Below are 26768 nucleotides of genomic sequence, written 5' to 3' on the forward strand. Positions count from 1 at the left end.
CGTTCCGTGGAGAGCGGGGTGGGTCACGTCCGTGGGGGACGGGTCGAGGGGGACGGCGCGGGTCAGGACTTCGGCACGCGCACGATCAGCGCGTCGCCCTGTCCGCCGCCGCCGCACAGCGCCGCCGCGCCGACCCCGCCGCCGCGCCGCTTCAGCTCCAGCGCCAGGTGCAGCACCAGCCGGGCGCCGGACATGCCGATGGGGTGGCCGAGGGCGATGGCGCCCCCGTTGACGTTCACCTTTTCGGTGGACACGCCGAGATCCTTCATGGACTGCACGGCGACCGCGGCGAACGCCTCGTTGATCTCGATGAGGTCCAGGTCCGCGACGTCGAGGCCCTCCTTGTCGAGGGCGTGGCGGATCGCGTTGGAGGGCTGCGACTGCAAAGAGTTGTCCGGACCCGCGACGTTGCCGTGGGCGCCGATCTCCGCGATCCAGGCCAGGCCCAGTTCCTCGGCCTTGGCCTTGCTCATGACGACCACGGCCGCCGCGCCGTCGGAGATCTGCGAGGAGGTACCCGCGGTGATCGTGCCGTCCTTGGCGAAGGCCGGGCGCAGCCGGCCCAGCGATTCGGCGGTGGTGTCGCCGCGGATGCCCTCGTCCTTGCTGAACAGCACCGGGTCGCCCTTGCGCTGCGGCACCTCGACGGGGGTGATCTCCGCCTCGAAGAGACCGTTCTTCTGGGCGGCGGCGGCCCGCTGGTGGGAGAGCGCGGCGATCTCGTCCTGCTCGGGGCGGGCGATGCCGAGCCGCGTGTTGTGCTTCTCGGTCGACTCGCCCATGGCGATGCTCTCGAAGGGGTCGGTCAGGCCGTCGTGGGCCATCGCGTCCAGCATCCCGACGGCGCCGTACTTGAAGCCCTCGCGGGACTTGGGCAGCAGGTGGGGCGCGTTGGTCATGGACTCCTGGCCGCCGGCGACGACGATGTCGAATTCACCGGCGCGAATGAGCTGGTCGGCCAGGGCGATGGCGTCGAGCCCGGACAGGCACACCTTGTTGACGGTGAGCGCCGGGACGTTCATGGGGATGCCGGCCTTCACGGCGGCCTGCCGGGCGGGGATCTGGCCCGCGCCCGCCTGGAGCACCTGCCCCATGATCACGTACTGGACCTGGTCGCCGCCGATCCCCGCGCGGTCCAGGGCTGCCTTGATGGCGAAGCCGCCGAGGTCGGCCCCGGAGAAGGACTTCAGCGAGCCGAGCAGCCGCCCCATCGGGGTGCGGGCACCCGCGACGATGACGGAGGTCGTGCCGTTCGTTGCAGAAGACATGAGGTGCGATCCCCTTTTCCGGCCCGCACAGGCCGAGGAGTGAACGAGGGTTTACTCGAATGTACTGAGCGGTACCCCGCCCGTCATCGTGCCGTCGGTGTGATCGCGCGCACGTTGCGTAACCACCTCCGGAGCGCTGCACTGAAACCATGCTGACGCGAATCGACCACATCGGAATCGCCTGCCACGACCTGGACGCGACCGTCGCCTTCTACCGTGCCACCTACGGCTTCGAGGTGTTCCACACGGAGGTCAACGAGGAGCAGGGCGTGCGCGAGGCCATGCTCAAGATCAACGATACGTCGGACGGCGGTTCGACCTACCTCCAGCTCCTCGAACCGGTCCGCGAGGACTCCACCGTCGCGAAGTGGCTCGCGAAGAACGGCGAGGGCGTCCACCACATCGCCTTCGGCACGGCGGACGTGGACGCCGACGCGGCGGAGATCCGGGAGCGCGGGGTACGCGTTCTGTACGACGAGCCCCGGCGGGGTTCCATGGGGTCGAGGATCACCTTCCTGCACCCGAAGGACTGCCACGGCGTCCTGACAGAACTGGTCACTTCGGCGGCCGTTGAGTCACCTGAGCACTGACCTCCGTACATAAGGGCCGGTAGGGTTGGGTGCGGTCGCCGCTCAGTCCGGGGTGACCCGGTCCTGTCGTCGTCGGCGCCGGGACCGCCGGGGTCGTGTTTCGGGGGGCGGGCGACGGGGCAGCAGCCCATGCTCCGCCGTTGATCTGACACCATTCCCCGGGGGCACCGTCGGGCGGGCGGACGGCGCTCTTTCGGAGTTGTTTGCGACCAGGGGACGGATGGGACCGCGCAGTGCGGGGCTACGAGAGCCAGGAGCGAGAGCCGGCGGCTGACGTCGACCACCTCTCTCGGTTCGAGGCCGAGATGAAGCGGCTGAAGACCGACCGGGAAAAGGCGATCCAGCACGCCGAGGACCTCGGCTACCAGGTCGAGGTGCTGCGCGCCAAGCTGCACGAGGCGCGGCGCACCATCATGTCCCGGCCCGCCTTCGACGGTGGCGATCTCGGCTACCAGGCCGAGCAGTTGATGCGCAACGCGCAGATGCAGGCCGACCAGTTGCGCGCCGACGCCGAGCGGGAGCTGAGCCAGGCCCGGGCGCAGACGCAGCGCATCCTCCAGGAGCACGCCGAGCAGGCCGCCCGGCTCCAGGCCGAACTGCACCAGGAGGCGGTGACCCGGCGCCAGCAGCTCGACCAGGAGCTGGCCGAGCGCCGGCAGACCGTCGAGTCGCACGTCAACGAGAACGTGGCCTGGGCCGAGCAGTTGCGCGCCCGCACCGAGCAGCAGGCCCGGCGGCTGCTGGACGAGTCCCGCGCCGAGGCCGAGCAGGCCATGGCCGCCGCCCGCGCCGAGGCCGAGCGGCTGACCGCCGAGGCCCGCCAGCGCCTCCAGAACGACGCGGAGAGCGCCCGCGCCGAGGCCGAACAGCTCCTGCGCCGGGCCCGCGCGGACGCCGAACGCCTGCTGAACGCCGCCTCCAGCCAGGCCCAGGAGGCCACCGACCACGCCGAGCGGCTGCGCACCTCCACGGCGACCGAGTCGGAGTCCGCCCGCCGTCAGGCCCAGGAGCTGAGCCGGGCCGCCGAACAGCGCATGACCGAGGCCGACGAGGCGCTGCGCAAGGCGCGTGCCGAGGCCGAGAAGCTGGTCGCCGAGGCCGAGGAGTCCGCCGCCAAGGCCCTCGCCGGCGCCGAGTCGGCCAACGAGCAGCGCACCCGCACCGCCAAGGAACAGGTCGCCCGGCTGGTCAGCGAGGCCACGAAGGACGCCGAGAGCACCAAGGCCGAGGCCGAGCAGCTCGTCGCGGACGCCCGCGCCGAGGCCGAGAAGATCGTCGCCGAGGCCGCCGAGAAGGCCCGTGCGCTCACCGCGGAGGAGTCCGCGACCCAGCTCTCCAAGGCCGCCAAGACGGCCGAGGAGGTGCTGGACAAGGCGTCGGAGGAGGCGAAGCGGACCACCCGGGCCGCCGCCGAGGAGGCCGAGCGCATCCGCGCCGAGGCCGAGGCGGAGGCCGACCGGCTGCGGGCCGAGGCGCACGACATCGCCGCGCAGCTCAAGGGCGCGGCGAAGGACGACACCAAGGAGTACCGCGCCAAGACGGTCGAGCTGCAGGAGGAGGCCCGCCGGCTGCGCGGCGAGGCCGAGCAGTTGCGGGCCGACGCGGTCGCCGAGGGCGAGAAGATCCGCGCCGAGGCCCGCAAGGAGGCCGTGGCGCAGATCGAGGAGGCCGCCCGGACCGCGGAGGAACTGCTCGCCAAGGCCAAGGCCGACGCCGACGAGCTGCGCCAGTCCGCGACCGCCGACAGCGAGAAGGTCCGCACCGAGGCCATCGAGCGGGCCACCGCCCTGCGCCGGCAGGCCGAGGAGACGCTGGAGCGCACCCGCGCCGAGACCGAGCGCCAGCGCACGGAGGCCGCCGAGCGGGCCGAGGCGCTCCAGGAGGAGGCCGAGAAGGCCGCCCGCGAACTGCGCGAGGAAGCCGAGCGGGCCATGCGGGCCCGCCAGGAGGAGGCCGCCGAGGAGCTGACGCGGCTCCAGTCCGAGGCCGAGGAGCGGCTCGCCACCGCCGAGCAGGCGCTGGCCGAGGCCCGCGAGGAGGCCGAGCGCATCCGCCGGGAGGCCGGCGAGGAGGGCGAGCGGCTGCGCGCCGATGCCGCGGAGCGCGTCCGTACGCTCCAGCAGCAGGCCGAGACCGAGGCCGAGCGGCTGCGCACCGAGGCCGCCGCCGACGCGTCCGCCTCCCGCGCCGAGGGCGAGGCCGTCGCCGTACGCCTGCGTTCGGAGGCCGCGAGCGAGGCGGAGCGGCTGAAGACGGAGGCGCAGGAGAGCGCGGACCGGGTCCGGGCCGAGGCGCAGACCGCCGCCGAGCGCCTCGCCGCCGAGGCGTCCGAGACGCTGGCCGCCGCGCAGGAGGAGGCGGCCCGGCGCCGCCGCGAGGCCGAGGAGGTGCTCGGCTCCGCCCGTGAGGAGGCCGGCCGCGAGCGCGAGCGGGCCCGCGAGCAGAGCGAGGAACTGCTCGCCTCCGCGCGGACCCGGGTCGAGGAGGCGCAGGCCGAGGCGGTACGGCTGGTCGAGGAGGCCGACCGGCGCGCGACCGAGATGGTCTCCGCCGCCGAGCAGCACGCCCAGCAGGTACGGGAGTCCGTCGCCGGGCTGCACGAGCAGGCCCAGGAGGAGATCGCCGGGCTGCGCAGCGCCGCCGAGCACGCCGCGGAGCGCGCCCGCCGCGAGGCCGGCGAGGAGGCGGACCGGGTCCGCGCCGACGCCTACGCGGAGCGGGAGCGCGCCGGCGAGGACGCCGCACGGCTGCGCCGCGAGGCCCGCGAGGAGAGCGAGGCGGCGGCGGCGCTGGCCGAGCGGACGGTCACCGAGGCGATCGCCGAGGCCGACCGGGTCCGCGCCGACGTCGCCGAGCACGCCCAGCGGGTGCGCACCGAGGCGTCCGACGCCATCGCCGAGGCCGAGCAGAACGCCTCCCGCACCCGGGCGGACGCTCGCGAGGACGCCAACCGCATCCGGTCCGACGCGGCGGCGCAGGCCGACACCCTGATCACCGAGGCGCGGTCGGAGGCCGAGCGGCTGACGGCCGAGACGGCCGCCGAGACGGAGCGGCTGCGCACCGAGACGGCGGCCGAGGCCGAGCGGCTGCGCGCGGAGACGGCGGCCGAGGCCGAGCGGCTGGTGTCGGAGGCGGCCGGCGAGGCGGAGCGGCTGCGGGCCGAGGCCGCCGAGACGGTCGGTTCCGCGCGCCAGCACGCCGAGCGGGTGCGCACCGAGTCCGAGCGGCTGCGGGCCGAGGCGGAGCGGGAGGCCGAGCGGGTCACCGCCGCCGCCCGCGAGGAGGCCGGGCAGACCCTCGACGAGGCGCGCAAGGACGCCAACAAGCGGCGTTCGGAGGCGGCCGAGCAGGTCGACACCCTCATCAACGAGACCGCCTCGGAGGCGGACAAGCTCCTGACGGAGGCACAGCAGCAGGCGCTGAAGACGACCGTGGACGCAGAGGCGCAGGCGGACTCGATGGTGGGCGCGGCCCGCACCGAGGCCGACCGGATCGTGTCCGAGGCGACCCTGGAGGGCAACGCCCGGGTGGAGAAGGCCCGGACCGACGCGGACGAGCTGCTGGTCGGCGCGCGCCGGGACGCCACCGCCATAAGGGAGCGGGCGGAGGAGCTGCGCGACCGGCTCACCTCGGAGATCGAGGAGCTGCACGAGCGGGCCCGCCGCGAGGCGGCCGAGACCATGAAGTCGGCGGGCGACCGCTGCGACGCGCTGGTGAAGGCGGCCGAGGAGCAGCTCGCCAAGGCGCAGACGAAGTCGAAGGAGATCGTCTCGGAGGCCAACTCCGAGGCGGGCAAGGTGCGCATCGCCGCGGTCAAGAAGGCCGAGGGCCTGCTGAAGGAGGCCGAGCAGAAGAAGGCCAAGCTCATCAAGGAGGCCGAGGAGCTGAAGGCCGAGGCGATCCGCGAGGCCCGGCGCTCGGTCGAGGAGGGCAGGCGGGAGCTGGAGATCCTGGTGCGGCGCCGCGAGGACATCAACGCCGAGATCTCCCGGGTCCAGGACGTGCTGGAGGCGCTGGAGTCCTTCGAGGCCCCGACGGGCGGCAAGGACAACGGGGTCAAGGCGGGCGCGACAGTGGGGGCCCCACGTTCGGGTGGCAAGTCGTCAGACGGGTAGCCTTGGGGGCCAGTTACGTGTCTTCTTGTGACCTTTGGCCCGTACCTTGGCAAGCCGTGCGCGGGTCCGCCACCCAAAAGGGGTGTCATTCTCCAGATCAAACGTGCATCCGCTCGATGACACACCGCATTGGCGCCTAGGATTCCCCCTATCACCTCACTACCTCACCGGTCTCTTTCGGACAGGAACCCCATGAGCGACACTTCCCCCTACGGCTTCGAGCTTGTGCGGCGTGGGTACGACCGCGCTCAGGTGGACGAACGTATCTCCAAGCTCGTCTCCGACCGTGACAGCGCTCTCTCCCGCATCACCGCCCTGGAGAAGCGCATCGAGGAGCTCCACCTCGAGACTCAGAACGCCCAGGCCCAGGTCAACGACGCCGAGCCGTCGTACGCCGGTCTCGGCGCGCGGGTCGAGAAGATCCTGCGCCTCGCCGAGGAGGAGGCCAAGGACCTGCGCGAGGAGGCCCGCCGCGCCGCCGAGCAGCACCGCGAGCTGGCCGAGTCCGCGGCCCAGCAGGTGCGCAACGACGCCGAGTCCTACGCCACGGACCGCAAGGCCAAGGCCGAGGACGAGGGCGTCCGGATCGTGGAGAAGGCCAAGAGCGACGCGTCGCAGCTGCGCGCCGAGGCCCAGAAGGACGCGCAGTCCAAGCGGGAGGAGGCGGACGCGCTCTTCGAGGAGACCCGCGCCAAGGCCGCCCAGGCCGCCGCCGACTTCGAGACCAACCTCGCCAAGCGCCGCGAGCAGTCCGAGCGCGACCTCGCCTCGCGTCAGGCGAAGGCCGAGAAGCGGCTCGCGGAGATCGAGCACCGCGCCGAGCAGCTCCGCCTGGAGGCGGAGAAGCTGCGCACCGACGCCGACCGCCGCGCCCGCCAGACCGTGGAGACGGCGCAGCGCCAGGCCGAGGACATCGTCGCCGACGCCAACGCCAAGGCGGACCGGGTCCGTTCCGAGTCGGAGCGCGAGCTGGCGGCGCTCACCAACCGCCGCGACTCCATCAACGCGCAGCTCACCAACGTGCGCGAGATGCTGGCGACCCTCACGGGCGCCGCGGTGGCCGCGGCCGGCGCTCCGGCCGACGACGAGTCGGCCGGCCTCGGGGTCCCGGCCCAGCAGTCGCGCTGACGCGCGGCGTCCAGCGGCCGGACGACGTCGGAACAGGCGGCGAGGTCCTCTGTCACTGGGGTGGCAGAGGACCTCGCCGCGTTCTAGCGTGGACGCATGATCGAGATCGAGGGGCTGACGAAGCGGTACGGCGAGAAGATGGCGGTGAACAACCTGACGTTCACCGTACGCCCGGGGATCATCACCGGCTTCCTCGGGCCCAACGGCGCGGGCAAGTCGACCACCATGCGGATGGTGCTCGGACTGGACCGGCCCACCGCCGGCCGGGTCCGGATCGACGGCAGGCGCTATGACCAGTTGAAGGACCCGCTCACCGTCGTCGGCGCGCTGCTGGACGCCAAGGCGGTGCACGGCGGGCGCAGCGCGTACAACCATCTGCTGTGCCTGGCGCAGGCCAACGGCATCCCGTCCCGCCGGGTCGGCGAGGTGCTGGACACGGTGGGTCTGACGCCGGTGGCGAAGAAGAAGGCCAAGGGGTTCTCCCTGGGCATGGGGCAGCGGCTGGGCATCGCCGGCGCGCTGCTCGGAGATCCGCGCATCCTGATGTTCGACGAGCCGGTCAACGGACTGGACCCGGAGGGCATCCACTGGATCCGCAACCTGATGAAGACGCTGGCCGGCCAGGGCCGGACGGTCTTCGTCTCCTCCCACCTGATGAGCGAGATGGCGCTCACCGCGGACCACCTGGTGGTCATCGGCCAGGGCCGGCTGCTGGCGGACACGTCGATGGCCGACTTCATCGAGCGCAACTCGCGCAGCTACGTGCGGGTCCGCGCCCCGGAGCGGGAGCGGCTGCTGGACGCGCTGCACGAGGCGGGGCTCACCGCCACCGAGGCGGGCGAGGTGCTGGAGGTCGAGGGGGACGCGGCGCGGGCGGTCGGTGAACTGGCCGCGCGCAAGGGCCTGGTGCTCCACGAGCTGAGCCCGCAGCGGGCCTCGCTGGAGGAGGCGTTCATGGGGCTGACGGCGGGGTCGGTCGAGTACCACGCCCACGGCGGGCAGCCGCCGGCGGGAGCGGGGCCGGAGCAGGCCGCGGTGGTCCCGGGGCCACCGGGACCCGGAGCGGGACAGCAGCAGTGGGGCAGCGAGTGGAGGCAGCGATGAGCACGGCGCCGGCGCAGGTCGTCCGGTCCGAGTGGACCAAGATCCGTTCGGTGGCGTCCACGGTGTGGACGCTCTCCCTCGCCGTGGTCGTCACGGTCGCCCTCGGCATGCTGATCTCGGCGTTGTCGAAGAGCGAGTTCGGCAACCTCGGCGCACGGGACCGGCTCTCCTTCGACCCGACGTACATCAGCTTCGCCGGGATGAGCCTCGGCCAGCTCGCCATGATCGTGTTCGGCGTGCTGGTGGTCGCCAACGAGTACGGCTCGGGCATGATCCGCACCTCACTGGCGGCCGTGCCGCAGCGGGCGACCTTCCTGTTCAGCAAGGTCGCGGTGGCCACGGCGCTCGCGCTGGTGGTGGGGATGGCGACGAGTTTCGTCACCTTCTTCCTGGGCCAGGCGATGCTGGGCGACCTGCGGGCGTCGATCGGGGACCCGGGTGTGCTGCGCGCGGTCCTGGGCGGGGGCCTGTACATGACCCTCATCGCCATGTTCTCGATGGGCGTGGCGGCGATGCTGCGCTCGCCGATGCTCTCCCTGGGCATCCTGATGCCGTTCTTCTTCCTGATCTCCGGCATCCTGGGCGCCGTCTCGGCGACGAAGAAGGTCGGCCGGTTCCTGCCGGACCAGGCGGGCAGCAAGATCATGCAGGTGGTCACGCCGGTCGGTGACGACACGCCGTACGGACCCTGGGGCGGCCTCGGGATCATGGCGCTGTGGGTGCTCGCGGCGCTGATCGGCGGCTACCTGGTCCTGCGGCAGCGGGACGCGTAGGGTCTTTGGTTTGGATCCGGCCGGATCCAAACCAAAGACCCTGGCCGCGCCCGGCCGAGGACGGTCCCCGGGCGGGTCGGGAGGCGCCCGGGGACCACGCCGGGGGCGCGCGGGGAGCGCGCCGCGACGGCTCGGCACCCCGGCGTCCCTAACCCGTCCGGAATCGATCGACGCGGACCGAGTCCGGTTCGGACAGCACGCAGGAACGACCCGAGCTGGTCAGAGTCCGATCGGGGAAGGATCGACGCCCGACTGATCCTGTTTCCGGGGCCTCCCCGATGCTGCGCCGGCGCCGCTTCCGGATCACTTCGGACACGACGGGATTTTGCTCGGACTTGAACGGAACCGTCAGCCGCTCGATATCCTCCTAACCCTTACGGGGGGCGTATGCCCCGCTGTCCTGAACCTTCCGATGGGTGCGGAGCATGATCGAAGCAGTCGGCCTGACCAAGCGCTACGGCGACAAGACCGCTGTGGACGACCTGTCCTTCCAGGTGCGGCCCGGCACCGTCACCGGCTTCCTGGGCCCGAACGGCTCGGGCAAGTCCACGACGATGCGGATGATCCTCGGCCTGGACAACCCCACCGCGGGACACGTGACGATCGGCGGCTACCCGTACCGCACGCTGCCCAACGCGCCCCGCCAGGTCGGCGCGCTGCTCGACGCCAAGGCCGTGCACGGCGGACGCACCGCCCGCAACCACCTGCTGAGCCTCGCCCAGCTCTCCGGCATCCCCGACCGCCGGGTCGACGAGGTGCTCGGCGTGGTCGGCCTCCAGCACGTGGCCCGGCGCCGTTCCAAGGGCTTCTCCCTCGGCATGGGCCAGCGGCTCGGCATCGCCGCCGCCCTGCTCGGCGACCCCCAGGTGCTCCTCTTCGACGAGCCGGTCAACGGCCTCGACCCCGAGGGCATCCTCTGGGTGCGCAACCTGATGAAGGCGCTCGCGGCCGAGGGACGCACCGTCTTCGTCTCCTCCCACCTGATGAGCGAGATGGCGCTCACCGCCGACCACCTGATCGTCATCGGCCGCGGCCGGCTGCTCGCCGACATGAGCGTGACCCGGTTCATCTCGGCGAACTCCGCCGACTTCGCCCGGGTCCGCACCCCCGACGGCGAGCCGCCGCTGCGCGAGAAGCTGACCGCCGCGCTGACCGAGGCCGGCGGCCACGTCCTGCCCGAGCAGGACGGCGCGCTGCGCGTGACCGGGCTGCCGCTCCCGCGTATCAGCGACGTGGCGCACGAGAGCGGTGTCCGGCTGTGGGAGCTGTCCCCGCACCAGGCGTCGCTGGAGGAGGCGTACATGCGGATGACGCAGGGCGCCGTCGACTACCGCTCGACCATCGACGAGAAGGCCGGCCTCCGGGAGCCGCTGCCGCCCGGCGCACAGCCGCCGATGCCGGTGCCCGGCCAGGGCCAGCCCGGCTGGTACGCACCGCCCCCGCCGCAGCCGAACGGCATGGCCCCGGCGCCCGCCCCGGTCCCGCAGAACCCGTACGCCGCCCCGGGCGCCCCGCCCGCCGCACCGGCCCCGCCGTCCTCCGGCCCCGCCCCCGCCGCCCCCGCGCCCGCGCCCGCGCCCGCCACCGACCCGACCACGCCCGAGGACGTCCGATGAGCACGCCCCAGCCCCCGGCGGCACCGGCCGCGCCCGGTCAGCCCCACCCCGCCTACACCTCGCCGATCCCGGTGGTGCGCACCCACCTCGGGCACGCCGTCGCCTCCGAGTGGACCAAGATCCGCTCGGTGCGCTCGACCGTGTGGACGCTCGGCATCTTCGTCCTGCTGGTCGTCGGCATCGGACTGCTGACCGGCCTCGTGGTCTCCGCGTCCTCGTCGAGCCTGGACGGCGAGAACGCGCTCGGCCTCGGCTTCTTCGGCCTGCTGCTGGGCGGCATGTGCCTGATCACGCTCGGCGTCATGACGACCGCCTCCGAGTACGGCACCGGCATGGTGCGCACCACGATGACCGCCTGCCCGAGCCGCGGCCGGGTGCTCGCGGCGAAGGGGATCGTCTTCTTCCTGGTGGCGTTCGTGGTGACGCTGGTCTCCACCACCCTCGTCGCGCTCACGCACGTGGCGATGACGCGGGACAACGGCGCGGTGGAGCCGACCGGCGCGGAGTGGCTGAAGGCCACCGTCGGCGTCTCGCTCTACATGGCGTTGCTCGGGCTGCTCTCGCTCGCCGTCGGCTCGGTGGTGCGGCACTCGGCGGGCGCCATCACCATCATGATCGGCGCCGTGCTGGCCCCGCTGGTGATCGCGCTCTTCATGTTCGCGGAGTCCCTGGAGAACGTGCGGATGGCCCTGTTCGAGTACTCGATCCCGAACCAGATGAGCATCTTCTACGCGAACTCCCTCTCCACCACCGGCCCGTCCGGCTGGGACCCGCTGTGGATCATGCTCGGGGTGACGGTCGCCGTCTACGCGGGCGCCTTCGCCCTGCTGGAGAAACGGGACGTCTGACCGGTCGCTCAGAACCGGGGCGCGTTACGGGACCGCTGCACCCGCGTGGTGCGGCGGTCCCGCGCGTTCCAGCAGGAGGTGTGCCAGTGCCTGCGGTCGTCCACGCCGGAGTGCTGTGGCCAGGCCACGACGTGCGGGACACCGTCCGGGATCGACTGGTCGCAGCCGGGGCAGCGGTAGGACTTGCCGCGGGCGCTGGCGCCGGCCACGTGCCGTACGCTCCACTCCTCGCCGCGCCAGCCGGTCGAGGTCTGCCACCCCCCGTACCGGCTCGCGTCCTCGTCCCCGTCGCCGCGGGCGGCCTGGCGGGGTCCCTTGGGTCGGTTGCGGCGCGGGGACACGGGACACCTCACGGAAGCTCTGCGGGACGGAACGGGCCGCGTCCAGCGTACGCGGCGCGCACCCGGGTCCGGGGACGACGCGGACCCCGCCCGCCGCCGCGACGCGCCCCGCCGCGGTCTCCTTCGGGTGCCGTCGGGGCCCATGAGGGGGCACCGGACCGGGCGTTCAACAGACAATCGGTAAATCCCTTCGCCGCACCGTGTCCTCGGCACGTGTCAGACGGTTATGCCCTGCGGGGGAGCTCCGTGTCGGAGCCGAGGAAGCAGGAAGAGCAATGCGCGTTGGAAGTTTCGTGTTGGGCGCCCAGTTCCCGGGCCAGGGCCAGGGAGAGGCGCTGCACCGCGCGGTCCGCTCGGCGGAGGTCGCCGAGGAGTCGGGGCTCGACTCGGTCTGGCTGGCCGAGCACCACTTCGTGCCGTACGGCACCTGTCCGTCGGCCGTCACCCTGGCCGCGCTGCTGCTGGGCCGCACCCGCCGTATCCGGGTCGGCACGGCGGTGAGCGTGCTGCCCACCGTCCATCCCGTCGCCCTCGGCGAGCAGGCGGCGCTGCTGCACGTCACCAGCGGCGGCCGGTTCTCGCTGGGCGTGGGCCGGGGCGGCCCCTGGATCGACCTGGAGGTGTTCGGCACCGGGCTCGCGGCGTACGAGGAGGGCTTCCCCGACTCCCTCGACCTGCTGCTGCGCTGGCTGCGCGAGCCGGCCGTCGGCTCCGCGGGGGACCGCTTCCGGTTCCGCGAGGTGCCGGTCGTGCCACGGCCCTCGGAGTCGCTGACGCAGAGCGCGGGACCCGAGGTCGTCGTCGCCTGCACCTCCCCGGCGAGCGTGCGCCTGGCCGCCGAACGGGGCCTGCCGATGCTGCTCGGCATGCACGTCGGGGACGAGGAGAAGGCCGAGATGGTCGCCCGGTGGCGGCGCGACGCGCGGGCGGCCGGACGCCCCGCCGAGGAGATCGACGGCGCGGCCCACGTCTCGGCCGGCGTCTGCCAGATCGCCGACCGGCGCACGGACGCCGCCGAGACGCTGCTCAAGGCGATGCCGGGCTGGCTGCGCCAGGGCCTGGGCGCCCATGTCACGGTGGACGGCCGCGCCCGGCGGATGCGCGACCCGTACGCGTACACCGAACTGCTCTGCGGACTGCACCCGGTGGGCACCCCCCGGCTCTGCGCCGACCGGCTCGCCGCGACCAGCGAACGCACCGGCATCTCCCGCTTCGCCCTCCTCGTCGAAGGCTCAGGGGACCTCGCGGCCACCGAGGAGAACGTCCGGCGTCTCGGCACCGAGGTCCTCCCCCACCTGCGCTGAGCGGACCCCGGCCGTCCCGCCCGGTCGGGCGGGACGGCCGGGGCGAAGGGCCTGCCGCCCCGGTGCGCGTCGTTGTGCGGCGCACGGAGCGGCAGGCGGGCGATCATGGGCGTCAGCAGTCCCGCAGCTCCGGCGACTGGTTCAGCAACTGGTTGCGCGCCGAGGTGAAGCGGGCCAGCGTCTCGTCGACGGAGGAGTCCAACGGGAACACCGCCACCCGGTGGCAGTTCTGGAAGGCCAGCCGCACACCGAAGTGCCGTTGCAGTGCGCCGCGGATGGCGTCACTCGCCAGGGCGCGCAGCAGTTGGCCACGCGCGTGCTCGTCCGGCGGGGGCGTCTGGTTGTCGGCGAACTGTCCGCCGTCCACCTTCAGCTGCGCCACCAGGGAACTGATCATCTCCCATGCGAAAGGCAGGGAGGTCCGGACGCAGTCGACGAAGTCTGCTTCGTCGACCTCGCCTCGCTCGGCCTGTTCGAGTAGGGCCGGTGAGACGTCGAGCGACATGAGTTCTCCTCTCGCACCCCCGACCAGCAGGGGTTGCCGGACAGTAAAGGGAGCGCGCGATGTCGAACACGCTGCGTACACGAACCGCGACCTCCCGTTCACTACCGTAAGCAACCGAACGTGACCGCACCAGGAGATTGCCGAGATGGGCACCATCCGGTAGGCACACAATCGGCCAGTGCGCATCATGGGGCCAATGGGAGAAGTGGGACGCCCCCGGGAGCGGTCCCGGCGGAGGCGGATCGCGCCGGGACGGGGACGTCCAGTAGCGTTGCCGACCATGCGTCTCGTCATTGCCCGCTGCTCCGTCGACTACGCTGGGCGGCTCACCGCCCATCTGCCCTCGGCACCCCGGCTGATCCTGGTCAAGGCGGACGGCAGCGTCTCGATCCATGCCGACGACCGGGCCTACAAGCCCCTCAACTGGATGTCGCCGCCGTGCACGTTGAAGGAGGGCGCGGGGGACGAAGCGGGCGTCTGGACCGTCGTGAACAAGGCGGGCGAGAAGCTCATCATCACCATGGAGGAGGTCCTGCACGACTCCTCGCACGAACTCGGCGTCGATCCCGGCCTGATCAAGGACGGCGTGGAAGCACACCTCCAGGAACTGCTCGCCGACCGCATCGAGACCCTCGGCGAGGGCTACACGCTGATCCGCCGCGAGTACCCCACCGCCATCGGGCCGGTCGACATCCTGTGCCGGGACGCCGAGGGGCGCACCGTCGCCGTGGAGATCAAGCGGCGCGGTGAGATCGACGGCGTGGAGCAGCTCACGCGCTACCTCGACCTGCTCAACCGCGACCCCCATCTCGCCCCGGTACGCGGGGTCTTCGCGGCCCAGGAGATCAAACCGCAGGCCCGTGTGCTCGCCACCGACCGCGGCATCGGCTGCCAGGTGCTGGACTACGACGCCCTGCGGGGCATCGAGGACGACAAGCTGCGGCTGTTCTGACGTTCCGGGGCGGGCCGGCGACTCCGGGGGCCGGGTCCGTGCGACGGACCCGGCCCTCGTGCCGTCCGGGGGTTCCGCGGAGCCCGTGCGGGCCGGCCGGCCGCTGCCTCAGATGACCTGATCCGGGGCCGGTTCCGGCGGGCCCTCGCTCGCGGTGGCGCTCTGCGAGGCGCCCGCGCTCTCCGGGACTCCGCTCGGCGCGGGACCGCTCGCGCTGGTCGACGTCTCCGGCGGCGGCTCGGACGCGCTCTCGCTGGGCGCGCCGGAGCCGGTCGGGTCGGGGTCGGGGGACGTGCCCGGGTCGGTGGAGTCGCTCGGGGCGGGCTTCGGCGAGGACGGCGGGGGCGAGGATGGCGTGTGGGGCGGCCGGGACGTCGTGCCGCCCGGGGACCCCTCCCCGTCCTCCCCGCCGCCGTCGGGGGTGCTCTCCTCGGGGGAGGGCTCGGTGGACCCGCTCGGCGACGGATCGCCGGAGGTGGTGGTGGCGTCGTCGCCGGGCTCCGCGGGGCCGCCGGTCGCGGGGCCGGCGCCGCCGTCGCCGTCCTCGGCCGGCCGGTCGGCGCCGAGCGGGTCGTCGTCGATGCCCTGGCTGGCCGACGGGTTGACGCCGACCCGCTCGGAGGGGTCGGCGTCGTTGTCGGAGGTGGCGCCCAGCGTCACCACGGTGCCGAGGACCGCGACGAGCAGGGCGCCCGCGCCGGCGGCGACCAGGTTGCGGCGGGCGAAGCCCTTGATGCCGCCGCCCGCCGTCCTGTGGGCGGGTCCCTCGGCCTCCTGGCGGGTGACGAGCGCCGGGGAGTGCGGTGCGGGGCGCAGCGGCGGGAACGGCGCGGCCGTGCCCGGCGCCGGCAGCACCGGCTCCTGCGGCAGCGTCACCGCCTCGTCCGCGGCCGGGGCCGGGAAGGCGGCGGCTCCGATGGCGGCGGCTCCGAGGACGGCGGTGCCGGTGCCGGGGCCCGGGGTGTCCCCGGAGCGGTCGGCGACCAGGGCGAGGGCCCGGCGGCCCGCGACGGCCCCGCGCTTGTCGGCGAGGGCGCCGCGCAGGCCGATGGACGCCTCCAGTTCGGCGCGGGCCCGGTCGAGGTGTCCCCCGCACAGCGCGAGGACGCCCAGTTCGTGGTGGAAGTAGGCCTGTTCGGCGACGTCCCCGGCGAGGCGGGCGGCCTCGGCGCCGGAGCGCAGCGCCCGCTCCCAGGCGCCCCAGTGCTGCCCGGCGGCGAAGGCGGGCGCGGCGGCGCGGGCGAGCCTGACGGCGGGGCTCTCCTCGTCCTCCGCGGGCGGCACCGTCTCCGGCACCAGCGGGGCGAGGGCGGCGAGCACGGCGTCGGCCTCGGCCGCGACGCGCGCCGGGGTGACCGAGGGGTGGCCGGCCCACCAGGCGTAGTGCCGGGCGGCGGTCAGGGCGCGGGCCGGGGCCTCGTCGGCGTACCCGGCGTTCTCCAGTTGGGCGAGGACCCCGGCGGCCAGGCGGTAGCGGGAGCCGACCGGCGAGACGAGTCCGCAGTCGGCCAGTTCGCCGAGGGCCGCGTCGGCGTGGGTGTCGCCGACCAGTGCGGGCAGGTGCGCCTGGTGGGGCACCTCGCCGCCGAGGGCGACGGCGAACTCCAGCGTGGCGCGGGCCGGGGAGCTGAGCCGGGAGGCGAGCAGCGGGGCGGGGGCGGCGGCCTCGCCGAGCGAGGGCAGGGGCGCCTCGTCGGCCTCGGCGGGCTCACCGGCCGGGTCCTCGCCGGGCCGGGCGTCGCCGCGCGCCTCGGGCCGGGCGTCGGCGAAGACGCCGTACTCGTCGACGGCCTCCGCGTCGGCCCGCAGCCGGTCGCGCCGGCGCAGCAGGGCGCCGGCCTGCACGAAGCGCAGCGGCAGCCCCTCGGACTCGAACCAGAGGTCACCGGCCCAGTTGGACTCGGCCTCGGTCAGGGCGCGTCCGGCGGCGCGCTCCAGCAGTTCCACGCTGTCCGCGCGGTCCAGTCCGGTGAGGAAGACCTCCTCGACGGCGGAGTCGGCGGAGGGGCCGGGCACGTCGGGGGTGGCGGCGACGAGGAAGGCGCACTCGGGGGTGGCGTCCAGCAGTTCGTCGAGGGCGGCGCCGCCGATCTCGGCGTCGTCCAGGACCACGACCGCGCCGGTCTCCCGCAGCCGGCCGAGGAGTTCGTCCCGGTCGGGGCGGTGGTCCGGGGCGCGGTGGACGGCGTGGAAGAGGTCGTGCAGCAGTTCGTCGGCGGTGCGGTGGAAACCGCTGAGGCGGACCACGCCGTCGGGGGCGAGGTCGGCGCAGTCCTCGGCGACGAGGTCGAGGAGGCTGGTGCGGCCGGAGCCGGCCGGGCCGGTGAGCCGGACGGAGCGTCCGCGGGCGAGCAGCCGTACCAGGCGCTCGCGTTCGTCCTGGCGGGCCAGGAGGGAGAGCGCGGGCCGGGAGGGGCCCGGCGGGGCGGGCGGCCGGGCGGCCTGTTCGACGGCGGCGCGGTCGGCCGCGGTGCGCTTCTCGGGGCCCACCGGCAGCTCGGCCGGCGGGCAGACCTCGATCTCGCTGCCGTCGACGGGGTTCACGGTGAGCAGGAGGTCGCCGCAGACCAGCCGCGCGGTGCGGGCGGGCACCGGCGGCTGTCCGAAATCGGAGGTGAGGGGGTCCCTGGGCGGGCGGGGGCGTGGCGTGTGGCCGTCGCCGCCCTGGCCGTACTCCTCGGGTCCCCGGTCGATCGGGTCCATAGGTCCAAGCCCCCAAAAGCGTCGTGTGCCGGTTCCCCCGGTCGGGACCACCCTCCCGGCCGTGCCGCACTCCGCGCTGTCGCCTCTGGTCCGGGCCCGCCCAGTGGGTTTCGCAAGGCGGCGGGCAGCCAGACCCTAGACCGTCGCTCGGTGTCTTCGACAGTCCGGGGTACCGGCCGGACCGCAACGTCATGGTCTCGTGGGGATTGCGCGCGTCGGGCCCTTTCGCCGAAGGGTGTCCGTATCCTTCCGGCGCGCGGCGCCCCTCCGGCCCGCGGCGCCCCGGCCGGCGGCGCGCGGGCGCCGCCCCGGAGCGGGGGTCACACCCTGGGCAGGCTCTCCACGCCGAGGCCGCCCTCGATGGCCAGGATGCGGTGCAGCCGGGTGGCCACCAGCAGGCGCTGCATCTGCGGCGGGACGCCGCGCAGCACCAGGCGCCGGCCGCAGCGGCCGGCCCGCCGGTGGGCCCCCATGATCACACCGAGTCCGGTGGCGTCCCAGGAGTCCAGTTCTGACAGGTCGAGGACCAGATCGCCGACTCCGTCGTCGACGGCCGAGTGCAGGACCGTACGGGCGTCCGCCGCGCTGCGGACGTCGAGGCGGCCCCCGACGACCAGCTCGACGTGGTCGCCCCTGATGTGCATATGCGCTCCCCGGCGTGCGTTTCGTGCTCCGTGATGTGGTCAGTGAGAGAGGTGGTCTCTCGGCGATACCAGGTGACGCACCCTCTGACTGGCCGAAACGACCGAGGGTTGCCACCTGTAAGCGAACCGATACCGAATTCACCCCGCCGTGTGATGTCCCCCGGGGCGAAGGGCGCCTCAGTGGGTGTAGAAGCCCTGCCCGCTCTTGCGGCCGATGTCACCGGCGTCCACCATCCGGCGCATCAGCTCCGGCGGGGCGAACTTCTCGTCCTGGGACTCGGTGTAGATGTTGCTCGTGGCGTGCAGCAGGATGTCCACGCCGGTGAGGTCGGCGGTGGCCAGCGGCCCCATGGCGTGGCCGAAGCCCAGCTTGCAGGCGAGGTCGATGTCCTCGGCGGTGGCGACGCCCGACTCGTAGAGCTTGGCGGCCTCGACCACGAGGGCCGAGATCAGACGGGTGGTCACGAAACCGGCGACGTCGCGGTTGACGACGATGCAGGTCTTGCCGGTGGACTCGGCGAACTCCCGTGCGGTGGCGAGGGTTTCGTCGCCGGTCTTGTAGCCGCGTACCAGCTCGCACAGGCCCATCATGGGCACCGGCGAGAAGAAGTGGGTGCCGACGACCGCCTCCGGGCGTTCCGTCACGGCCGCGATCTTGGTGATGGGGATGGCGGAGGTGTTGGACGCGAGGATCGCCCCGTCCTTCACCAGCTTGTCGAGGGCGCGGAAGATCTCGTGCTTGACCTCCAGCTTTTCGAAGACCGCCTCGACGACGACGTCCGCGTCGGCGACGGCCTCCAGCTCGGTGGTCGCGGTGATGCGGGCGAGGGCGGCCTCGGCGTCGGCGGCCGACAGCTTCCCCTTGGCCACGAACTTGTCGTACGAGGCCCGGATGCCGTCGGTGCCGCGCCTGAGCGCCTCGTCGGTGACGTCCCGCAGGACGACCTCCCAGCCCGCCTGCGCGGAGACCTGGGCGATGCCGGACCCCATGAGACCGGCCCCGATGACGGCGAGCTTCCGTGCCACTGTGCGACTCCCCTGATACGCGCTCCCGAGACCCCGCCGCCGCCCGTGCTCCGCACGCCGGCACCGCGGCTCCCGGCGACGCCCGGCGGCGCCCGGCCCGTACGGTGGCGGGGCCCGGGGTGCCTTCACGGCACGGTCGCGCACGCGGGGCGGCGCGGTGGGTGCGGACGAGAGGCGGCGGAGGGATCTCCTCTCTCGGCCGGACATTAGCGGGCGAGAGGCCCTGTGTGACCGGTTAGTAACGCGCGTCACGTCTCACATGACGGACATCACACCGGCGAGTGTCATTCCGCGCCACGTACGGCGTAGTTGAGCACCCTCTCCCCCAGCAGTTCCTCCATCGCGTCCAGGAGCCCCAGCATCTCCCGGGACACGTCGGCGGGCCGGCCGCCGTCGAGCATGCGGCGCCCGACGGCCGCCATCAGCGTCGCGTGCAGCCAGTCGATCTGACCGGCGATCAGATCGGGCATCGGGTCGTCCTCGGACGCGGCGGTCTCCTCGCGCAGGGTCGCCACGAGGTCGGCGACCACCTCCTGGCCGATGGCCCACATCCGGGACCGGAGCGCGGGCGAGTCCTGGATGACCCGCATGAAGGCGGCGTAGCCCTCCATCAGGCCGACCCGGGGCGAGACGGACTCGACCTCCTCGCGCAGTTCGCGCAGGACGGCGCCGGCGGCCGACTCCCCGCGCCGCCGCCCGCGCACCCAGCGCGAGAGCCGGTCGACGACGCCCCGGGAGCGGTCGAGGAAGAGGTCCTCCTTGGCCGGGAAGTAGTTGTACACGGTGTTCACGGAGACGTCGGCGGCCTCCGCGACCTCCGCGACGGTCACCGCGTCGAAGCCGCGTTCGAGGAACAGACCCGTGGCCACATCCGAGAGGTGCTGCCGGGTCTGCCGCTTCTTCCGTTCCCTGAGTCCCTCGGCCATGCCCCCATCGTAACTTCGCTGGGGCGATCCAAAACTTGGGGACATTGCAAACTTTCAGTGACTCTGTTTTTCTGTAGGGCATGACGACCCTCATCAGCACGGCCGGGCTGGCCCGTACCTTCACGACCCCGCACGGCCCCGTGGAGGCGGTGCGCGGTATCGACCTCACCGTCCGCGAAGGCGAGATCCTCGGCTTCCTGGGCCCCAACGGCGCCGGCAAGACGACCACCCTGCGCATGCTCACGACGCTGCTCGCGCCGACCCGCGGGGCGGCCACCGTCGCCGGCCACGACCTCGTCGCCGACCCCGCCGCGGTGCGCCGCGCCTGCGGGTACGTGGCCCAGTCCGGCGGCCTGGACCCGCGGGTCCCGGTCCGGGAGGAACTGGTCACCCAGGGCCGCCTGCACCGGCTGTCCCGGCGCCGGGCCGCCGAGCGCGCCGTCCAGCTCGCCCGCGACCTGGACCTGACCGGCCTGCTGGACCGCGACTGCGGGGAGCTGTCCGGCGGCCGGCGGCGCCGGCTGGAGATCGCCATGGCGCTCACCCACCGCCCGAAGGTGCTCTTCCTGGACGAGCCGACCACGGGACTCGACCCCGCGAGCCGCGTCGCCCTGTGGGATCTGGTCCGCCGGCTGCGCGACCGCCACGGCACCACCGTGTTCCTGACCACCCACTACCTGGACGAGGCCGACGCCCTCTCCGACCGCCTGGTCGTCGTGGACGGGGGCGAGGTGGCCGCCGAGGGCACCCCGCGGGAACTGAAGCTGCGCCACACGGGCTCGGCCACCTCGTCCCTGCAGGACGCCTTCCTCGCCGTCACCGGCCGGGTCCCGGCCCCCGCCGACACCACGCCCACCGCCGTCTAGCCACCGCGGCCCGCTGCCACGACCGGGCCCGCACGCCCATCCCCGAGAGGACCGAACCGTGCTGCTCCACGACACCGCCCTGCTCTACGGCCGCTACCTGCGCCAGATCCTCCGCTCCCGCTTCGCCCTGTTCTTCGGCGTCCTCACACCCCTGCTGTACCTGGTCCTCTTCGGCCCGCTGCTGACCGGGCTGCCGCTCGGCGGGCGGGGCAGCTCCTGGCAGGTGCTCGTCCCCGGCCTCCTGCTCCAACTCGGCTTGTTCGGAGCCTCGTTCGCCGGGTTCTCGGTCATCCTCGAAAACGGCCAGGGCGTCGTCGAGCGCATGCGGGCCACCCCCGTCAGCCGCCTGGCGCTGCTGCTGGGCCGAGTCCTGCGGGACGCCACCCTCTTCCTCTTCCAGGCGGTGCTGCTGGTGCTCGCCGCCCTGGTGATGGGCCTGCGGGCGCCGCTGACCGGCGTGCTCGTCGGCTTCGGCTTCGTCGTGCTGCTCACGGTCGCGCTGGCCTCGCTGTCGTACGCCGTGGCGCTCCGGGTCGGCACCCCGCAGGGCTTCGGGCCCCTCGTCAACGCGCTGACCATCCCGTCGATGCTGCTGTCCGGGCTGATGCTGCCGATGACGCTCGGCCCCTCCTGGCTGGACGCGCTGTCCCACCTGACGCCGTTCCGGTACCTGGTGGACGCGATGCGGGACGCCTACGCCGGCTCGTACGCGACCGCCGCCATGGCGTACGGCGTCCTCGTCGCCGTCGCGCTGGCCGCGGTCGCCGTGGCCGTCGGCGAGCGGGCCTTCGCCGCCGCGAGGGGGTGAGGGCGGGCCCACTACGCTGGGGCCATGGTCAAGCTGACGCGCATCTACACCCGGACCGGCGACCAGGGCACCACCGCCCTCGGGGACATGAGCCGGGTACCCAAGACCGACCTCAGGATCTCCGCGTACGCCGACGCCAACGAGGCCAACGCGGTGATCGGCACGGCCGTCGCCCTCGGCGCGCTGCCCGAGGAGGTCGTCGAGGTCCTCGTCCGCGTCCAGAACGACCTGTTCGACGTCGGCGCGGACCTCTCCACGCCGGTGGCGGAGGACCCGCCGTACCCGCCGCTGCGGGTGGAGCAGTTCTACGTCGACAGGCTGGAGGCCGACTGCGACCGCTTCCTGGCCGGACTGGAGAAGCTGCGCTCCTTCATCCTGCCCGGCGGCACCCCGGGCGCGGCGCTGCTGCACCAGGCGTGCACGGTGGTGCGGCGCGCGGAGCGCTCCACCTGGGCGGCGCTGGAGGCGCACGGCGAGACGATGAACCCGCTGACGGCGACGTACCTCAACCGCCTGTCGGACCTGCTCTTCATCCTCGCCCGCACCGCCAACAAGGAGGCCGGCGACGTGCTGTGGGTGCCCGGCGGGGAGCGCTGAGGCAGGCGCCCGCCCGGGGCGTCAGCGGCGGGCGTCCTCCCCGTCCCGCTCCCGGGCGGCCGGGGACGCCCCCGCGGGGGCCTTCTTCGGCCAGATCAGGTAGGTCAGCGCGATCAGGCCGTGGAGGAGGGTCACCCGCCAGGCCATCGCCTGCCAGCTCTCCAGCGGGCCGGTGCGGGCGGGGTCGTCCACGTACCACATCGCGGCCTGGAGCAGCACGGTCGCCGTGACGGCGCCGAGCAGGGTGCCCAGCCAGACCGCGCCCTCGTGGCGGGCCCGGGGCATGCCGTACCGGGGCGGGCCGGCGGGCCTCGGCCGCCCGCCCAGCCGGTGGGCGGCGTGGCCGTCCAGCCAGCGCACGGTGCGGTGGCCGTGGCCGACGGTGTAGCCGATGTACAGCGCGGCGAGGCCGTGCGCCCAGTCCGGTGCGGCGCCCGCCCGCAGGTCCAGCGCGGTGGCCACCAGCAGCACGACCTCCAGCAGCGGCTCGCACAGCAGCAGCGCCAGGCCCGTGCGGGGCATCCGCAGCAGGTAGCGGCAGGCCAGGCCCGCCGCCAGCAGCACCCAGAAGCCGATCTCACAGGCGATGATCAGCGCGACGATCACGGTCCGCTCCTCTCGGTCACCGTTCCAGCCTCCCCTGCCGTCCGGGTCCGGACGTCGTCGGCGGTGACGAACTCGCGGTACATCGAAAGTCGCAGCCGGCGACCCTCCCTGGGCAGCAGGCGCACCGCCCGGGGGCCGTGTTGGATGGGAGACATGCCCGTACGACTCCCCCGCCCGCACCGCTTCGACGTGTGTGCCGCGGTCGCCGGGCTGCTCGGCGGCCTGCTGCTGGCCGGCCTCGGGCTGGGGGTGCGGCGCTCGACCGAACCGCTGGTGTACTTCCCCGGCGCCTGGCCGCTGCTGCTCCCGCTCGCCGTGACGGCCGGCTGCGAACTGCTGCGCCGCACCGCGCCGCGCACCGGGCTGCTGGTCGGAACGGCCGCGCTGGCCGCGGACACCACGACCCAGGGCAGCCTGGCGACGGTGGTGATGTACACCGACCTGATGTACTCCGCGGTGCTCTACGGCCCGCCCGGCCCGGCCCGCCGCCTCCCGTGGATCACCGGACTGCTGACGGTGGCCGCGACGGTCGTGCCGTACGCCGTGTGGCGGATGCCCGAGGCGCTGCTGGTGGGCGTGCTCGTCGGCGTCCTCACCTTCGCGCCGGCCTCCACCGGTCTGATCGTGCGCAACCACCGGGAGGCCGCCGAGGCGGCCGCGCTGCGCGCCGAACAGACCGCGCTGCTGGCGGAGATGGACCGCGTCCAGGCGGTGACCGCGGAACGCTCCCGGATGGCCCGCGAGTTGCACGACCTGGTCGCCAACCACCTCTCGGCGATCGCCATCCACTCCACCGCCGCGCTCTCCCTGGAGGATCCGGCGACCTCCCGCCGGGCGCTCGGCGTCATCCGGGAGAACAGCGTGGCGGGCCTGGCCGAGATGCGCCGCCTCATCGGCATCCTGCGCGAACCCGGCGGCGGCGCCACGCCGGTCCCCGAGGCCGACGCGGTCGCCCCCACCCTGGACGGGCTCGGCGCGCTGGCCGCCGCCGCCCGCGCCAACGGACTGGACGTCGCCCTGACCGCGGACCACGGCGAGGGGCTGCCGGCGCCGGTCGGACTGGCCGCGTACCGGATCGTGCAGGAGTCGCTCACCAACGCGCTCAAGCATGCCGCGCCGGGCCGGGTCGAGGTGGTGCTGCGCCGCCGGGACGGCGCGCTGCGCGTCGAGGTGACCAGCCCCTACGCGGGCGACGGCGCCCCGCGCGCCCCCGGCTCCGGGGCCGGACTGGTCGGCATGCGGGAGCGGGCCGCCCTGTTGCACGGCGCCTTCGCGGCCGGACCGGTCCCGGCGCCGGGCGGCACGGTCTGGTCCGTGCGCGCCGTGCTCCCCCTCACCGAAGGAGACCTCCCGTGATCCGCGTCCTGGTCGCCGAGGACCAGTCGGCCGTCCGTGCCGGGCTGATCCTCATCCTGGGCAGCGCGCCCGACATCGAGGTCGTCGCGGAGGCGGCGGACGGCGAGCGGGCGGTGGCGCTCGCCCGGGAACTGAGGCCGGACGTGGTGCTGATGGACGTGCAGATGCCCCGGCTGGACGGGGTGTCGGCGACGCGGCTGGTCGTCGGCGAGGGGCTGGCGGACGTCCTGGTGCTGACCACCTTCGACCTGGACGAGTACGTCTTCGGGGCGCTGCGGGCCGGGGCCGCCGGGTTCCTGCTGAAGAACACCGAGGCCGCCGCCCTGATCGGCGCCGTGCGCACGGTGGCGGCCGGCGAGGGGATCGTCGCCCCCGCCGTCACCCGGCGCCTGATCGCCGAGTTCGCCGCGCGCCCCGCGCCGGGTCCGGCCGTCGATCCCGCGGTGCTCCGGGAGTTGACGCGGCGTGAGCGCGAGGTGCTGTCCTGTCTCGGCGAAGGGCTGTCCAACGCGGCGATCGGCGGGCGCCTGGACATGGCCGAGGCCACGGTGAAGACGCACGTCAGCCGCCTGCTGGCCAAGCTGGGACTGCGCAGCCGGGTCCAAGCGGCGGTGCTGGCCCGGGAATTGGGCGTCTAGTCACGCTCCGTCCCTCACTGGTCCAGACCTATTGACCTCTGGTCCAGACCTTTCTATTCTCGCGGCACTGCGGGCATGCGGCTCAGTCATGTCCACAGCAACATCCCCACAGCCGGAGGGACGCGACGGTGGTGAGACCGCGAACGCGCAGGGCCCGGAGGGCTGAGCGGGGACGCGTCTCCCCCGCCGGCCGGCAGCTCCCTGCGGCGCAGACGAAGAGGAGGCGCAGGATGCGCTTCAGACACAGAGCCGCGGCACTGGCCGCGACCCTGGCCCTTCCCCTGGCCGGTCTGGTCGGGCTCGCCAGCCCCGCCCAGGCCGCCACGAGCGCGACGGCGACCTTCACCAAGAGCTCCGACTGGGGCACCGGCTTCGGCGGAAGCTGGACGGTGAAGAACACCGGCACCACCACGATCAACTCCTGGACCGTCGAGTGGGACTTCCCCTCGGGCACCAAGGTCACCTCCGCCTGGGACGCCACGGTCACCAACTCGGGCGACCACTGGACCGCCAAGAACGTCGGCTGGAACGGCACCCTGGCCCCCGGGGCCACGGTCTCCTTCGGCTTCAACGGCAGCGGCCCCGGCTCCCCCTCGGGCTGCAAGATCAACGGCGGTAGCTGCGACGGCGGTTCCGTCCCCGGCGACGAGGCCCCCTCCGCCCCCGGCACCCCGGTCGCCTCGGACATCACGGACACCTCGGTGAAGCTCACCTGGTCGGCCGCCACCGACGACAAGGGCATCAAGAACTACGACGTGCTGCGCGACGGCGCCAAGGTCGCCACCGTGACCGGCACCACGTACACCGACACCGGCCTCACCAAGGGCACCGACTACTCCTACGCCGTCCAGGCCCGCGACACCGCCGACCAGACCGGTCCGGTCAGCGGCGCCGTCTCCGTGCGCACCACCGGTGGCGACGACGGGGGCAACCCGGGCGGCGGCGACAAGGTCAAGCTGGGCTACTTCACCAACTGGGGCGTCTACGGGCGCGACTACCACGTGAAGAACCTGGTCACCTCCGGCTCCGCCGAGAAGATCACGCACATCAACTACGCCTTCGGCAACGTCCAGGGCGGCAAGTGCACCATCGGCGACTCCTACGCCGACTACGAGAAGGCGTACACCGCCGAACAGTCCGTCGACGGCGTCGCCGACACCTGGGACCAGCCGCTGCGCGGCAACTTCAACCAGCTCCGCAAGCTCAAGGCCAAGTACCCGCACATCAAGGTGCTGTACTCCTTCGGCGGCTGGACCTGGTCCGGTGGCTTCCCCGACGCGGTGAAGAACCCGGCCGCCTTCGCGAAGTCCTGCCACGACCTGGTCGAGGACCCGCGCTGGGCCGACGTCTTCGACGGCATCGACCTGGACTGGGAGTACCCCAACGCCTGCGGCCTGACCTGTGACACCAGCGGCCCGAACACCATCACCGCGATGATGAAGGCCATGCGCGCCGAGTTCGGCAACGACCTGGTCACCGCCGCCGTCACGGCGGACGGCTCCAGCGGCGGCAAGATCGACGCGGCCGACTACGGCGGCGCCGCCCAGTACCTCGACTGGTACAACGTGATGACGTACGACTTCTTCGGCGCCTGGGAGAAGAACGGCCCGACCGCTCCCCACTCGCCGCTGACCTCGTACTCCGGCATCCCGCAGTCCGGCTTCACCTCGGCCGACGCGATCGCCAAGTTCAAGTCCAAGGGCGTGCCCGCCGAGAAGCTCCTGCTCGGCATCGGCTTCTACGGCCGCGGCTGGACCGGCGTGACCCAGGCCGCCCCGGGCGGCACCGCCACCGGCCCGGCGGCCGGCGCCTACGAGGCCGGCATCGAGGACTACAAGATCCTCAAGAACACCTGCCCGTCCACCGGCACCATCGCCGGCACGGCCTACGCCCACTGCGGCACCAACTGGTGGTCCTACGACACCCCCGCCACCGTGAAGTCCAAGATGGCCTGGTCCAAGCAGCAGGGCCTGGGCGGCGCGTTCTTCTGGGAGTTCAGCGGTGACACCACCGACGGCGAGCTGGTCGGCGCCATCGACAGCGGCCTGAAGTAG

Annotated in this window: 23 protein-coding genes; 15 read left to right on the forward strand and 8 right to left on the reverse strand. The window is 73.5% G+C overall.

Annotated features, from left to right (window positions below):
* Nucleotides 1-62: 62 nt before the first annotated feature.
* Complete coding sequence (locus tag VM636_RS09400; RefSeq protein WP_030421390.1) at nt 63-1268, reverse strand: acetyl-CoA C-acetyltransferase; 1206 nt, start codon at nt 1266-1268, stop codon at nt 63-65.
* A gap of 149 nt (nt 1269-1417) precedes the next feature.
* On the opposite strand from VM636_RS09400, the gene mce reads away from it, so the two are divergent.
* The 7 genes from mce to VM636_RS09435 all read left to right on the forward strand — a co-directional run bounded on the left by mce (nt 1418) and on the right by VM636_RS09435 (nt 11442).
* Nucleotides 1418-1858: a methylmalonyl-CoA epimerase gene (gene mce / locus VM636_RS09405; RefSeq protein ID WP_030421391.1), complete on the forward strand. Its 441-nt coding sequence runs from the start codon at nt 1418-1420 to the stop codon at nt 1856-1858.
* Between the two features lie 233 nt (nt 1859-2091).
* Nucleotides 2092-5973, forward strand: a complete 3882-nt coding sequence (scy, locus tag VM636_RS09410; protein ID WP_030421392.1) for a polarized growth protein Scy — start codon at nt 2092-2094, stop codon at nt 5971-5973.
* A 192-nt stretch (nt 5974-6165) separates the two neighbouring features.
* Nucleotides 6166-7101, forward strand: a complete 936-nt coding sequence (locus VM636_RS09415; protein ID WP_030421393.1) for a cellulose-binding protein — start codon at nt 6166-6168, stop codon at nt 7099-7101.
* Between the two features lie 96 nt (nt 7102-7197).
* Nucleotides 7198-8205: an ATP-binding cassette domain-containing protein gene (locus VM636_RS09420; RefSeq protein WP_030421394.1), complete on the forward strand. Its 1008-nt coding sequence runs from the start codon at nt 7198-7200 to the stop codon at nt 8203-8205.
* Nucleotides 8202-8978 (forward strand): ABC transporter permease, encoded by a 777-nt coding sequence (locus VM636_RS09425; protein WP_030421395.1) that lies wholly within the window; start codon nt 8202-8204, stop codon nt 8976-8978. Before VM636_RS09420 ends, VM636_RS09425 begins: the two co-directional genes overlap by 4 nt.
* Nucleotides 8979-9403: 425 nt before the next feature.
* Complete coding sequence (locus tag VM636_RS09430; RefSeq protein WP_053913595.1) at nt 9404-10594, forward strand: ABC transporter ATP-binding protein; 1191 nt, start codon at nt 9404-9406, stop codon at nt 10592-10594.
* Nucleotides 10591-11442: an ABC transporter permease subunit gene (locus VM636_RS09435; RefSeq protein WP_053913594.1), complete on the forward strand. Its 852-nt coding sequence runs from the start codon at nt 10591-10593 to the stop codon at nt 11440-11442. The genes VM636_RS09430 and VM636_RS09435 overlap by 4 nt, the downstream gene beginning before the upstream one ends.
* Nucleotides 11443-11450: 8 nt before the next feature.
* On the opposite strand, the gene VM636_RS09440 is transcribed toward VM636_RS09435, so the two are convergent.
* A complete protein-coding gene (locus VM636_RS09440; protein WP_030420935.1) occupies nt 11451-11783 on the reverse strand; it encodes a hypothetical protein in 333 nt (110 codons plus the stop codon).
* 275 nt (nt 11784-12058) lie between these two features.
* Here VM636_RS09440 and VM636_RS09445 point away from each other — a divergent pair, with 275 nt between their 5' ends.
* The gene (locus tag VM636_RS09445; RefSeq protein ID WP_030420936.1) at nt 12059-13087 is read left to right on the forward strand and encodes an LLM class flavin-dependent oxidoreductase; all 1029 of its coding nucleotides are present in this window, start codon (nt 12059-12061) and stop codon (nt 13085-13087) included.
* Between the two features lie 112 nt (nt 13088-13199).
* On the opposite strand, the gene VM636_RS09450 is transcribed toward VM636_RS09445, so the two are convergent.
* Nucleotides 13200-13592 (reverse strand): SCO5389 family protein, encoded by a 393-nt coding sequence (locus VM636_RS09450; RefSeq protein WP_030420937.1) that lies wholly within the window; start codon nt 13590-13592, stop codon nt 13200-13202.
* A gap of 280 nt (nt 13593-13872) precedes the next feature.
* Here VM636_RS09450 and nucS point away from each other — a divergent pair, with 280 nt between their 5' ends.
* Nucleotides 13873-14544 carry an endonuclease NucS gene (gene nucS, locus VM636_RS09455; RefSeq protein WP_030420938.1) on the forward strand — a complete coding sequence of 224 codons (672 nt, stop codon included), beginning with the start codon at nt 13873-13875 and terminating at the stop codon, nt 14542-14544.
* Nucleotides 14545-14652: 108 nt separating this feature from the next.
* Here nucS and VM636_RS09460 read toward each other — a convergent pair whose 3' ends face one another.
* The 4 genes from VM636_RS09460 to VM636_RS09475 form a co-directional block, all read right to left on the reverse strand.
* On the reverse strand, nt 14653-17247 hold the full coding sequence (locus tag VM636_RS09460) for an ATP-binding protein (protein WP_030420939.1): 2595 nt from the start codon (nt 17245-17247) through the stop codon (nt 14653-14655).
* A gap of 320 nt (nt 17248-17567) precedes the next feature.
* Nucleotides 17568-17891 (reverse strand): STAS domain-containing protein, encoded by a 324-nt coding sequence (locus VM636_RS09465; RefSeq protein ID WP_030420940.1) that lies wholly within the window; start codon nt 17889-17891, stop codon nt 17568-17570.
* A gap of 177 nt (nt 17892-18068) precedes the next feature.
* Nucleotides 18069-18917 (reverse strand): 3-hydroxyacyl-CoA dehydrogenase family protein, encoded by an 849-nt coding sequence (locus tag VM636_RS09470; protein WP_030420941.1) that lies wholly within the window; start codon nt 18915-18917, stop codon nt 18069-18071.
* A gap of 284 nt (nt 18918-19201) precedes the next feature.
* The gene (locus tag VM636_RS09475) at nt 19202-19843 is read right to left on the reverse strand and encodes a TetR family transcriptional regulator (protein WP_053913593.1); all 642 of its coding nucleotides are present in this window, start codon (nt 19841-19843) and stop codon (nt 19202-19204) included.
* Nucleotides 19844-19923: 80 nt separating this feature from the next.
* Between VM636_RS09475 and VM636_RS09480 the strand changes: the two genes are divergently transcribed.
* The 3 genes from VM636_RS09480 to VM636_RS09490 are packed head-to-tail and all read left to right on the forward strand — an operon-like array spanning nt 19924 to nt 22114.
* The gene (locus tag VM636_RS09480) at nt 19924-20709 is read left to right on the forward strand and encodes an ATP-binding cassette domain-containing protein (RefSeq protein WP_030420943.1); all 786 of its coding nucleotides are present in this window, start codon (nt 19924-19926) and stop codon (nt 20707-20709) included.
* A gap of 58 nt (nt 20710-20767) precedes the next feature.
* Nucleotides 20768-21517, forward strand: coding sequence for an ABC transporter permease (locus VM636_RS09485; RefSeq protein ID WP_030420944.1), 750 nt, complete (start codon nt 20768-20770; stop codon nt 21515-21517).
* A 24-nt stretch (nt 21518-21541) separates the two neighbouring features.
* Nucleotides 21542-22114 (forward strand): cob(I)yrinic acid a,c-diamide adenosyltransferase, encoded by a 573-nt coding sequence (locus tag VM636_RS09490; protein WP_030420945.1) that lies wholly within the window; start codon nt 21542-21544, stop codon nt 22112-22114.
* A gap of 21 nt (nt 22115-22135) precedes the next feature.
* Here the strand turns inward: VM636_RS09490 and VM636_RS09495 are convergent, their stop codons facing one another.
* Nucleotides 22136-22720 (reverse strand): hypothetical protein, encoded by a 585-nt coding sequence (locus VM636_RS09495; protein WP_053913592.1) that lies wholly within the window; start codon nt 22718-22720, stop codon nt 22136-22138.
* A gap of 153 nt (nt 22721-22873) precedes the next feature.
* On the opposite strand from VM636_RS09495, the gene VM636_RS09500 reads away from it, so the two are divergent.
* From VM636_RS09500 to VM636_RS09510, 3 genes are all read left to right on the forward strand, one after another.
* Nucleotides 22874-24076: a histidine kinase gene (locus VM636_RS09500; RefSeq protein ID WP_053913591.1), complete on the forward strand. Its 1203-nt coding sequence runs from the start codon at nt 22874-22876 to the stop codon at nt 24074-24076.
* A complete protein-coding gene (locus tag VM636_RS09505) occupies nt 24073-24714 on the forward strand; it encodes a response regulator transcription factor (RefSeq protein WP_053913590.1) in 642 nt (213 codons plus the stop codon). Before VM636_RS09500 ends, VM636_RS09505 begins: the two co-directional genes overlap by 4 nt.
* A gap of 230 nt (nt 24715-24944) precedes the next feature.
* Entirely contained in the window at nt 24945-26768 is a 1824-nt protein-coding gene (locus tag VM636_RS09510; RefSeq protein WP_030420949.1) for a glycoside hydrolase family 18 chitinase, read from the forward strand.

Source organism: Streptomyces sp. SCSIO 75703 (assembly GCF_036607905.1).
Classification (GTDB): Bacteria; Actinomycetota; Actinomycetes; order Streptomycetales; family Streptomycetaceae; genus Streptomyces.